The 11,676-nt window shown below is 73.4% G+C and carries 9 protein-coding genes; 4 read left to right on the forward strand and 5 right to left on the reverse strand.

Features of this window, described 5'->3' with window-relative positions:
- Positions 1-70: 70 nt before the first annotated feature.
- From nirB to AB0B76_RS14375, 3 genes are read left to right on the forward strand one after another with little or no spacing between them, the layout of a single operon-like run.
- Complete coding sequence (nirB, locus tag AB0B76_RS14365; protein WP_360374599.1) at positions 71-2,518, forward strand: nitrite reductase large subunit NirB; 2,448 nt, start codon at positions 71-73, stop codon at positions 2,516-2,518.
- Complete coding sequence (nirD, locus tag AB0B76_RS14370) at positions 2,515-2,853, forward strand: nitrite reductase small subunit NirD (RefSeq protein ID WP_360374601.1); 339 nt, start codon at positions 2,515-2,517, stop codon at positions 2,851-2,853. The genes nirB and nirD overlap by 4 nt, the downstream gene beginning before the upstream one ends.
- Before the next feature lie 20 nt (positions 2,854-2,873).
- On the forward strand, positions 2,874-3,992 hold the full coding sequence (locus AB0B76_RS14375; protein ID WP_360374894.1) for a uroporphyrinogen-III synthase: 1,119 nt from the start codon (positions 2,874-2,876) through the stop codon (positions 3,990-3,992).
- On the opposite strand, the gene AB0B76_RS14380 is transcribed toward AB0B76_RS14375, so the two are convergent.
- The 5 genes from AB0B76_RS14380 to AB0B76_RS14400 all read right to left on the reverse strand — a co-directional run bounded on the left by AB0B76_RS14380 (position 3,993) and on the right by AB0B76_RS14400 (position 8,755).
- Complete coding sequence (locus AB0B76_RS14380) at positions 3,993-4,238, reverse strand: DUF2630 family protein (protein ID WP_360374603.1); 246 nt, start codon at positions 4,236-4,238, stop codon at positions 3,993-3,995.
- An 88-nt stretch (positions 4,239-4,326) separates the two neighbouring features.
- Entirely contained in the window at positions 4,327-5,541 is a 1,215-nt protein-coding gene (locus tag AB0B76_RS14385) for a hypothetical protein (RefSeq protein ID WP_360374605.1), read from the reverse strand.
- A gap of 88 nt (positions 5,542-5,629) precedes the next feature.
- Positions 5,630-6,430 (reverse strand): bifunctional hydroxymethylpyrimidine kinase/phosphomethylpyrimidine kinase, encoded by an 801-nt coding sequence (thiD, locus tag AB0B76_RS14390; RefSeq protein WP_360374607.1) that lies wholly within the window; start codon positions 6,428-6,430, stop codon positions 5,630-5,632.
- Positions 6,431-6,479: 49 nt separating this feature from the next.
- A complete protein-coding gene (locus tag AB0B76_RS14395; RefSeq protein WP_360374609.1) occupies positions 6,480-8,123 on the reverse strand; it encodes an ATP-binding cassette domain-containing protein in 1,644 nt (547 codons plus the stop codon).
- A 29-nt stretch (positions 8,124-8,152) separates the two neighbouring features.
- Positions 8,153-8,755 (reverse strand): methyltransferase, encoded by a 603-nt coding sequence (locus tag AB0B76_RS14400; protein ID WP_360374895.1) that lies wholly within the window; start codon positions 8,753-8,755, stop codon positions 8,153-8,155.
- A 135-nt stretch (positions 8,756-8,890) separates the two neighbouring features.
- On the opposite strand from AB0B76_RS14400, the gene AB0B76_RS14405 reads away from it, so the two are divergent.
- Entirely contained in the window at positions 8,891-11,587 is a 2,697-nt protein-coding gene (locus AB0B76_RS14405) for a hypothetical protein (RefSeq protein ID WP_360374611.1), read from the forward strand.
- Positions 11,588-11,676 lie beyond the last annotated feature (89 nt).

Consider the following 11,676-nt stretch of genomic DNA (forward strand, 5'->3'; position numbering starts at 1 on the left):
ACTTTGGAGCGAAACCGCCCTTCGGCAGCCTTTGGCCATGTCCGAAGCGGTGGCTGACTCAGGTCCGTCGATGAAAGTGGTCGTGGTCGGCCACGGCATGGTCGGGCACCGGTTCGCCGAGGCCCTGACCGCTCGCGACACGGGGCGCCGGTGGCAGATCACCGTGCTCGCCGAGGAGGGCCGCCCGGCCTACGACCGGGTGCGCCTGTCGGCGTACTTCGACGGGGTCTCGGCCCAGGAGCTGACCTACGATCTGCCCGACGGGGTCGACCTGCGGCTCGGCGAGCCGGTGCAGTCGATCGACCGGGCCGCGCGCAAGGTCTTCACCGGCCGCGGCGTGTACGAGTACGACGCCCTGGTCCTCGCGACCGGATCGTCGGCCTTCGTGCCGCCGATCACCGGGGTGGACCAGGCGGGCGTCTTCGTGTACCGCACCCTGGACGACCTCGAGGCGATCCGGGACCACGCCCAGGGCCGCGAGGTCGGCGCCGTGATCGGCGGCGGGCTGCTCGGCCTGGAGGCGGCCAACGCGCTGCGCCTGCTGGGCCTGCGCACCCACGTGATCGAGTTCGCCCCGCGGCTGATGCCGGTGCAGGTCGACGCGGCGGGCGGGGCGGTGCTGCGGCGGTTCGTGGAGGACCTCGGCGTGCGCGTGCACCTCGGCGCCGGCACGACCGCGATCCGCCAGACCTCGCCGGGCGGACGGCTCAACCTGACGCTGTCCGACGGCGCCCACGTGCCGGCCGACATCGTGGTGGTCGCGGCCGGCATCCGGCCCCGCGACGAGCTCGCCCGGGCCGCCGGGCTGGCCACGGGGGCGCGCGGCGGCGTGCTCGTCGACGCCGGCTGCCGCACCGAGGACCCCGCGATCTACGCCGTCGGCGAGTGCGCCGCGATCGAGGGCCGCTGCTACGGGCTGGTCGCGCCCGGCTACGCGATGGCCGAGGTCGTCGCCGACCGGCTGCTCGGCGGGGCCGCCGAGTTCCCCGGCGCGGACACCTCCACCAAGCTCAAACTGCTCGGCGTCGACGTGGCCAGCTTCGGCGACGCCCTGCGCGAAGACCTCCTCGACATCGTGTACCTAGACCCGGCGAACGGGCGCTACGCGAAGCTGGTGCTCTCCGACGACGCCCAGACGCTGCTCGGCGGCATCCTCGTGGGGGACGCGAGCGCGTACCCAACGCTGCGGGCCAGCGTCGGCGGCCCGCTGCCCGGGCACCCGCTCGCCCTGCTGGCCGGGGACGCGGCCGGCGACGTGGCGCTGCCGGCCGAGGCGCAGGTCTGCAGCTGCAACGCGGTCACCCAGGGCCAGGTGGTGGCCGCGATCGCGGAGGGCTGCACCGACGTCGCCGCGATCAAGGAGTGCACCCGGGCCGGCACGAGCTGCGGGTCCTGCGTGCCGCTGCTGAAGAAGATCCTCGTCTCCAACGGTGTCGCGGCCTCCAAGGCGCTGTGCGAGCACTTCGAGTACTCCCGCGCCGAGCTCTTCGACATCGTGCGGATCCGCGAGATCCGCACGTTCTCGCAGCTCATCGAGGAGCACGGGCGCGGGCGCGGCTGCGACGTGTGCAAACCGACGGTCGCCTCGATCCTCGCCTCGCTGCACAACGACTACGTGCTCGACGGGGAGCAGGCCTCGCTGCAGGACACCAACGATCACTTCCTGGCCAACATCCAGCGCAACGGCACGTACTCGGTGGTCCCGCGCATCCCCGGCGGGGAGATCACGCCGGAGAAGCTGATCGTGATCGGCGAGGTGGCGCGGGACTTCAACCTGTACACCAAGATCACCGGCGGCCAGCGCATCGACCTGCTGGGCGCCCGGGTCGAGCAGCTGCCCGCGATCTGGAGCCGGCTGGTCGCGGCCGGGTTCGAGTCCGGGCACGCCTACGGCAAGGCGCTGCGCACCGTGAAGTCCTGCGTCGGGTCGACCTGGTGCCGCTACGGCGTGCAGGACTCGGTCGGGCTGGCGATCGAACTGGAGCTGCGGTACCGCGGCCTGCGCGCCCCGCACAAGCTCAAGTCCGCGGTGTCCGGCTGCGCCCGCGAGTGCGCCGAGGCCCGGAGCAAGGACTTCGGCATCATCGCCACCGACAACGGCTGGAACCTCTACGTCGGCGGCAACGGCGGCTTCCGGCCCCGCCACGCCGACCTGCTCGCCTCGGACCTGCCGACCGAGGAGCTCATCCGGGTCGTGGACCGGTTCCTGATGTTCTACATCCGCACCGCCGACCGGCTCCAGCGCACCGCGGCCTGGATCGAGGGGCTGGAGGGCGGGCTCGACTACCTGCGCGCGGTAATCGTGGAGGACTCCCTCGGCATCGCCGCGGAGCTCGACGCCATGATGGCCCGCCACGTCACGTCGTACGCCGACGAGTGGCGGGCGACCGTCGAAGACCCGGAGCGCCTGGCGCGGTTCGTCTCGTTCGTCAACGCCCCCGGCACCCCCGACCCGACGATCACCTTCGTATCCGAACGCGGACAGCCTGTCCCCCTCGTCCTGGGAGCACGCTCATGAGCTGGACCGTCGTCTGCCCGTTCGTCCGCCTCGAGCCGGACCGGGGGGTGGCCGCCCTCGTGGGCGGGGACCAGGTGGCGCTCTTCCGGACCTCCGACGGCACCGTGCACGCCATCGGCAACGTCGACCCGATCAGCGGCGCGGCCGTGCTCTCGCGCGGGATCGTCGGCAGCCGGGGCGACCGGGCCGTGGTCGCCTCCCCCATGCACAAGCAGGCGTTCGACCTGGCCACCGGGGAGTGCCTGGACGAGCTGGGGGTGCGGGTGCCGGTGTACGAGGTGCGCATCACCGACGGCATGGTCGAGATCGCGTCCGGTTTGGGAGATCGCGCGTGAGTGCGAGCAGCACGATCGAGATGCGGCCGGACTCGGGCGAGGACCTGCCCCTGGCCGGGTTCACCGTGGCCGTGACCGCCGACCGGCGCCGCGACGAGCTCAGCGCGCTGCTGGAGCGGCGCGGCGCCCGGGTGGTGCTCGCCCCGGCGCTGCGCATCGTGCCGGTCGCGGACGACACCGAGCTCAAGGCGGCCACGATCTCGTGCGTCGACGTGCCGCCCGCCATCGTCATCGCCACCACGGGCATCGGCCTGCGGGGCTGGATCGAGGCCGCGGAGGGCTGGGGCCTCGGGGAGGCGCTGCGGGCGCGGCTCGACGGCGCGTACCTGATCGCGCGCGGCCCCAAGGCCAAGGGCGCCGTGCGGGCGGCGGGCATGCTGGAGGCCTGGTCCCCGGAGACGGAGAGCTGCGACGAGGTCCTCGACTACCTGACGTCGGGCGGCTACCCGGGCGGCATCGCGGGGCGGCGCATCGCCCTGCAGCTGCACGGGGAGCCCCACCCCGAGTTCACGTCCGCCCTGCGCGACGCGGGCGCGGTCGTGGTGGAGATCCCGGTGTACCGCTGGGCTCCCCCCGTCGACCCCGCGCCCCTGCGCCGGCTGGTCGACCTGATCTGCTCGCGCCTGGTCGACTCGGTCACGTTCACGTCGGCGCCGGCCGTCAGCTCGCTGCTGCGCGTGGCCGGCCCCGAGGCGCCGGACGTGCTCGAGGCCCTGCGCACCGACGTCCTGGCAGCCTGCGTGGGCCCCGTCACCGCGGCGCCGCTGCAGCGCCTGGGCGTCCCGGTGGCCGCGCCGGCCCGGGCCCGCCTCGGCGCGCTCGTGCGCATCCTGGTGGACGAGCTGCCCAAGCGCTCGCCCACCCTGCAGGTCGCGGGCGCCGCGGTGACCCTGCGCGGGCACGCCGCGATAATCGACGGCACCCTGAAGCCCCTGGCCCCGGGCCCGATGGCGGTGCTGCGCGCCCTGGCCGCCTCGCCCGGCCGCGTCCTGTCGCGGGCGGCCCTCCTGCGCGAGCTGCCGCGGGGCGCGGACGAGCACGCGGTCGAGATGGCGGTGGCCCGCCTGCGGGCGGCCCTGGGCGGCTCGGCCTTCGTCCAGACGGTGGTGAAGCGCGGCTACCGCCTGCGGGTGGACTAGCTACTGCAGGTAGTGCTCGACCTCGTCGACGGAGTGCAGCTCGACCTCGTCGGGCGAAACACCCTGCAACTTCGCCGCGCGCCGGCGCCGCAGCAGGTCCCAGAGCTGGTCGAGCTGCTCCTCGAGCGAGCGCAGCCGGTCGTGCTCCTCCTGCTCGGTGATCTTGCCTGCCTGCAGCTGGGTGCGCAGCCCGTGCTCCTCGTCGACAAACGTCGAGATCTGGTGGATCAGCGTCTTCTCGTCCATGGCATGCATCATCCACCACCCGCCGCGGCGTACTCGGCCACGGACCCGTATCCCTCGCCACACCACCCCGGGGGCGGCGGAACGACGGCTATTTTGAGCCGCCGCCGAACGCCTTGAACGGCTCGAGCACATCCTTGACCGCGGCGAGCCGGCTGCTCCAGGAGGCGTCGAGCACGTTCATCAGACCGGCCACGGCCAGCAACGCGGAGACCGCGAGCGCGCCGCTGTTCAGCGGCTCCGACAGCTTGACGTCGAACCGGCGCAGCACGATCACGGCCACGAGCGGCAGTGAGGCAATGACCACGGTCCGCAGTCCGCGCAGGACGGCGCCCAGCCGACGGGCTCGGGGAACGTTCGGTAGCGGGCCGGCGGGCAACGCGTCGAACTCAGCTACCGCAAGTGCCCCGTACAAACGCAAACAGGCCGCCAGCAACTCTCGCTGACTGCCCGAATTCGGCAACGCCATCCATACCTGGTAACCGCGGACGTGTAACGCCGCCTCGCGGAGCCGCCTACGGACGGGAGCGTCGACGTCGGCCCGTCCGGTTCGGAGCAGCGACGGGAGACCACGGTCGAGGATTCGCGCCACCTGCTCGATTTTGTTGCACATCCTGGCCCGCTCGCCGATGTCACGAAACCGAGCAGCGTCCGACGTCAACCAGATGATGACCTCAGACAGGCGAACCAAAGAAAAATCGAGCACGTACGGTCTTTTGAAGTAGAAACTGCTGCCCGCTACGACCAGACCGAAGACATAGCCGACAAGAACATAGACCAAGGCTCCGGTAAAGCCCGCCGCCAATCCGGTCACGACGTCGGACGCGACCGAGCCGACGGCATCCCCCTGGGGCTGCAGAAAATACCGCCACGGACGGGCCCCTTGCACGAGACCGATCAACCACGCGAACACCGTCAGCGTGAACGCACCTGACACGATAACGACGGACGACGACAGTCGCACACCCCAACGCGCCCGGTTGTCCGCGATCAACAGCAAGGCGAGGAGTGAGATCGGGAGAGCAAAGAAGGCGGCGCTACCGGCGCCGGCGTTCGGGACGAGTGAAAATGCCGTTCCATAGCTGACCCATATGCCGAGGGCCGCCACCGGCAAACTCGCGAGCCTCATGCCGATGCCTTGAAATGCGTCGAACTTCGCCGTCGATCGTGCCGCCTGCCGCATTCTTGATTGAACCGGGCCGATATCGGCCCATCCGGCGTGATCCCGCAGCGCGCCGGCGGCCCGAACGCCCGTCGAAGTCCGCCGCAGCGCCACCGTCGCGATACGGCGTCCCAGCCGCTTCACTCGCCGGCGTCGCCCTGTGCGGTGCATTGCGACATGTTCGCACGCCTCAGCCGTCGCCTCGTTTCAGGTGCGCGAGGGCGCCCGGCGTTCAGCGGACGGTAAGCGAAGACCAGCCGAACTGGTCGATCGGGCCGGTGCCGCCGCCCAGGCGCCAGTCCGTCGCGTCGCCGATCGCACGGCCCACGAAGCCCTTCGCCCAGGACACCGCCACACCGGTCTCGTCGCCGGCGGCCAGGCGCGCGGCCACGGCCGTGGCGAAGGTGGCGCCGCTGCCGTCGGTGTTGCGGCTCGCGATGCGCGGGCTGTGCAGCAGGCGCGCCTCGCCGTCCGACCAGACCATGTCGATCGCCTCGGTGCCGACCGCGAAGTCGCCGCCGGTGATGACCACGCAGCGCGGGCCGCGCGCGGAGAGCTGGGACGCGGCCGTGGCCATGTCCTCCGGCGTGAGGACGGTCCAGCCGACCAGGGCCGAGGCCTCCTCGCGGTTCGGGGTGAGGACGCTCGCGTGGGGGATCAGCCGCTCGTAGGCCGCGATGAGCCCCATCCGCGAGCCCGACGCCGTCGTGAGGACGGGGTCGACGACGAGGTTGGGCAGGGCGCCGGTGCGTGCGCGGGCCGCGATCGCCACGGCCGTCTCCGGCGTGGGCAGGATGCCGGTCTTCACCGCGGCCACCCGCAGGTCCTCCAGCACGCTGCTGAGCTGCGCGGTGACGACGTTCGTCGGCTGCGGGAAGAGGTCGGCGGTCTCGCGCGTGTTGCGCGACATCACCGCGGTCACGACCGAGGCGCCGTGCATCCGCAGCGCGGCCAGGGTCCGCAGGTCGGCCTGCAGGCCCGAGCCGCCGGAGCAGTCGGACGCCCCGATGGTGAGTACAACAGTCGGCTCCACGGCGACAGATCACCACGGAGGGTGACCGACGGACCGCACAACCAGTCCGTCAGCCGCGCCCCTCCCAGACCGGTTCCGGTACCTCCACCACCTCACCGTCGGCGCGGAAGAGCACGTACCGGTCGAAGGAGCGGCTGAACCAGCGGTCGTGCGTGACCGCGATCACCGTGCCGTCGAAGCCGCGCAGGCCCTCCTCCAAGGCCTCGGCGCTGGCCAGGTCGAGGTTGTCGGTCGGCTCGTCGAGCAGCAGCAGCGTCGCCCCGGACAGCTCCAGCAGCAGCACCAGGAACCGGGCCTGCTGGCCGCCGGAGAGGCTGCCGAAGCGCTGGTCGGCCTGGGCCGCGAGCTCGTACCGCCCCAGCGCCGGCATCGCCTGCGGGCGCGGCAGGCCGGTGCGCCAGTCGTCGCCGCGCCAGAGGATCTCGGCGAGGGTCTTGTCCAGCAGCTCCGGGCGGTCGTGCGTCTGCGAGAAGTGGCCCGGCCGCACCCGCGCGCCGAGGCGCACCCGGCCGCCGTGCGCCACCGGCGTCATCTCCATGCCGATCTGCGGGCCGTCCGGGTCGGTGCCGCCGCGCGCCAGCAGCCGCAGGAAGTGCGACTTGCCGGTGCCGTTGCCGCCGAGGACGGCCACGCGGTCGCCGTACCAGATCTCCAGGTCGAAGGGGTAGGTCAGCCCGTCGAGCTCGAGCTGTTCGCACATGACGGCGCGTTTGGCGGTACGCCCGCCGGAAAGCCGCATCCGAATGTCCTGCTCCTTCGGCGGCGCCGGTGGCGGCCCGGCCTCCTCGAACTTGCGCAGCCGGGTCTCGGCGGCCTGCAGGCGCGAGGCCAGCCCGTCGTTGTAGGCGGCCTTCGTGCGGTACATCAGCACGAGCGCCTTGAGCTTCTCGCGCTCCTCGTCCCAGCGGCGCCGCAGCTCGTCCAGGCGCTCGTGGCGGGCGCTGCGGGCCTCGTGCCACGACGCGAACCCGCCCGGGTGCACCCACGCGGAGCCGCCCTCGACCGCGACCACGCGATCCGCGGACCGGGCCAGCAGCTCGCGGTCGTGCGAGACATACAGCACGCTCTTCGCGGACTCGCGCAGACGGTCCTCGAGCCAGCGCTTCCCCGGTACGTCGAGGAAGTTGTCCGGCTCGTCCAGCAGCAGCACCTCGTCCTCGCCGCGCAGGAGCAGCTCGAGCGCGAACCGCTTCTGCTGCCCGCCCGAGAGCGTGCGCACCGGCCGGTCGCGCGTGGCGTCCCAGGGCAGGCCCAGCGCGGCCACGCTCGCGGTGTCGAAGAGGACCTCCGCGTCGTACCCGCCCGCCTCGCCCCACGCCGCGAGCGCATTGGCGTACCTGAGCTGCGACTTCTCGGTCCCGTCGGCCAGCCCGCGCTCGGCGTCGGCCACGCGGCGGCCGATCTCGTTCAGGCGCGGCGGGGCCAGGTCGAGCGCCAGGTCGTACAGCGTCCGGTCGTCCCCGATCATGCCGATGAACTGGCGCATCACGCCCAGCCCGCCGGAGCGCGCCACGGCGCCCTCATGCACCGGCAGGTCGCCGGCGACCATCTTCAGCAGGGTCGTCTTGCCGGCCCCGTTCGGCCCGACGAGCGCCACCTTCGCGCCCTCGCCGACCCGGAACGAGACCTCGGAGAAGAGCTCACGGCCGTCCGGCAGCGTGTGCCCGACCCCTGCGACGTCCACATATCCCACGTCTGAAGAGCTTCATCGGCAGTCGTACCTTACGAAAGCGGTTTTCCGACCTTGAGTACCCGGAAACCCTTGTCGGAGGCGTGGCGCTCGGCCGTGAAGCCCTGCTCGGCGAGCCAGCGCTGCAGCGAGTCGCCGCCGAGGTTCTTGGCCACGACCAGCCACGCGACCCCGTCCGGGGCGAGCCGGGGCAGCCAGCGCAGCAGCAGCGCGTGCAGCTCCGCCTTGCCGATCCGGATCGGCGGGTTCGACCAGATCTGCGCAAAGCTGACAGTCGCCGGCACCTCGTCGGGCATCGCCGCGACGATGCGGCGCCCGCCCGCGTTCTCCCGCACGAGGTCGAGCGCGCGCTGATTCACGTCGATCGCGTAGACCGTCGTCCGCGGCGCCGCGGACGCGAGGACGACCGAGATCGGGCCGTACCCGCAGCCCAGGTCCAGCAGCGCGCCCTCGGTCTGCGGGCCCGGCAGCGGGGCCTCGCCGAGCAGCACCGCGGTGCCCCGGTCCAGGCCGCTCCACGAGAACACCCCGGACGCGGAGGCCAGGCGAAACTCCTGGTCCAGCGCGTGGAAGACGACCTCGTGCCGCTCGTGCGCCACCGCCGGGTCGGCCGAGAAGTAGTGCTCGCCTGCCAACATGCCCCTCCTGCCCGCCGTTCGCAACGCATTGTCCACGCGCAGATGACCGGCGGTTTCGGCGGCCACCCGTTCGAGAGGTACGAGACATCGCCGACAAGCCACCGCACCGCGACGTCGGCTACCCTGTGCGACATGACTTCTCGGGACGAGCAGCGCCGGAAGCGGCGCTCCGACTCGTTCCGCCGGGACGAGGCGGACGAAGCCGACAACTGGCTGGCCGGTCTACGCGGCAGCAGCCGGGGCGAGCCCGACCCCTTCTCCGCGCCGCCGCCCGACCCCTTCGACTTCGACGGGCCGGGCCCGGGTCGTCTGGAGCGCTCGGGCACGGGCGAGCGGGCCGGGTCCTTCGACCGCCCCGACCCGATGGACCGCTCGGGCTCGTTCGACCGTACGACGGCCCTGCGCCGCGTGGGCCCCGATTCGCGCACGGGCCCCGACCCGCGCACCGGCGACGTCCGCCCCGACCCCCGCACCGGCGACCTGCGCTCCGACCCCCGCACGGGCGACCCCCGCTCGGACCCTCGCTCGGGCGACCTGCGTTCCGACCCCCGGGGCGGCGATCCGCGCACGGGCGATCTCCGTGACGCGCGCGGTGGCGACCCCCGCACCGGTGGGGTGCGCGGCCGCCGCGCCCGCGACGACTCCCCCAGCGGCGTCTTCGGCCCGGGCGCGCTCCCGCCGGCCCCGCCCCCGGCCCGCCCGGCCAACGTCGACGGCTGGTCGACCCCGGACGCCACCGCTCCGGGCGGCCGCCGCCGGGCCGCCGACGACTCCCCGAGCGGCACCTTCGGCCGGATGCCGGCACCCCCGGCCCGCCCCCCGCTTGACCAGCAGATCCCCGTCCCGCCCGCGAGCGACGAGCCGCGCGGCCGGCGACGGGCCCGCGAGCGCGATGCGCAGTCGTACGATCGCGGTCCGGAGCTGACCCCGATCATCAAGCCCCTCACCGAGCTGGCCGCGGCCGCCCCGACGGCCGACCCGCCACCGCTGGTGCCGATCTTCCCGAACATGCGCCCGGACTCGTCCCCGACGAGCGGCGCCGCCCGCCGGGCCCGCCGCGCCGCCGAGGAGCAGCCGGCCGCCTACGCCGACCCACGCACCGGCGACCTCGGCCCCCGGACCGGCGACCTCACGACCCGCGGCGGCGACCCGGGCCCCCGCGGCGGCGCGAACGGCGCCCGGGGCGACCTGAGCGGCCGCGGTGGCATGAGCGGCGACCTGGGCCCCCGCGGCGGCGACCTGAGCGGCCGGGGCGGCCTGACCGGTGACCTGGGCCCCCGCGGCGGTGAGCGCGCCGCCGACGTGACCGGTAGTGGGCGCCGCCGGGCCGCCGACGACTCGCCGCGTACCGGAGACCTGGGCGGCCGCCGTCGCGCGGCCGAGCCCGACGCCGACCCCCGCCGCAACGGCCTCGGGGACGGGGCGAACGGCGGGCGCGGCGTGCCGTTCGCCGGCGAGACCACGATGTTCCGCCCCGGTGACGACGCCGGCGTGCGGCGGCGGCGCGAGGCCACCCGGGACGCGGCCGACGGCGCGCGCACGAACGGCACCGCCCGCGTGTACGGCGCCCCGCCGGCCGACGCCCCCGCGCGCGGCTTCGAGGACGCGGGCCCGCGCAGCGGCGCGCCGTACGCGGGTGAGACCACCATGTTCCGGCCCGGCGAGGACCCGCGCGGGCGCCGGAGCCGCCCGGCGTACGACGACGAGGCGCGCGGCTTCGAGGACACCGGCCGCCGCGCCCGCGCCGGGTTCGAGGCCGCGGCCCCGCCCGAGACCGTGCGTCGCGACGAGAGCGGCGTGCGTCGGCGCGACGAGGCGATGCGGCGTCGGCCCGCGTACGACGAGCCCCCGCAGCAGCGCCGCGCGCCCGACGACGAGATGGGCTACGACCCGTACGACGAGCCGTCCGGTGTGCGTAGGCGCGGCCGGGGCACGGGCGAGTACACCGGCGAATACACCACCGGGGGGACCAAGCGCGCCCTGCGCGAGTCGCCCCGCCGCTCCGATCGTGGCGGACCGCCCGACCGTGACGACCGGCTCGACCGCCCCCGGTCCGCCATCGACCCGGTGCGCCCCGGTCCGCGTCCGCACCGGTGGGTCGCCACGCTCAGCGCGATCGCCGTGCTGGTCGTGCTCGGCGCGTGCGGCGTGGGCACCTGGTTCATCTTCAAGGACGAGAAGAACGGCCCGGACTCGGCCAAGTCCGGCGCCTCGTCGGCGCCGCAGAAGCGCGACATCAGCAGCCGCGACGTGGACCCGAAGGCGCTGACCGAGGCCGAGGTGTTCCCGAGCAACAACATCGTCGCGGTGCCCGACGAGCCGCCGTACGTCATCCTCGCCACGAAGGCGTCCAACGACTGCAAGGCGGCCGCGACCGAGCAGCTGGCAACCCTGCTGGCGGGCGCGGGGTGCACGGAGGTCGTGCGCGCGACGATGAAGTCGCCGAACCAGGAGTACCTCATCACGGCCGGCATCTTCAACGTGACGAGCGAGCAGGTCGCGGCCAAGACCTTCGACGGGATCAAGCCGATCGTCGACGGCCAGAAGGGCCGTTTCGCGGGCATGAGCGTGGGCGCGGGCACCGGCACCGACGCCCTCGTGCGCGCGCCGACGCAACTCGGGTGGAACTACAAGGGGCACTTCATCACGTACTGCGTGATCGCCCGCGTCGACGGCAACAACTTCGCCCAGGGCGACCCGTACCCGAACCAGATCACGTACGACATCGTCGAGACCTACCTGGACAACGGGATCATCGAGAACCGCTCGGTCATCCAGCCCGAGGCGACCCCGGCTGCGTCCCTGCCCGCCTCGGCGCCGTCGAACTAGCCCTGTCGCCCGCCAATTCGGGCGTAGGCCGCAGCAGCCGAAAAATGCTGAAATAAGCGATAAGTCGCGGCGCGCGGCGCGCAGCGCCC

This window comes from Dactylosporangium sp. NPDC049140 (genome assembly GCF_040648435.1).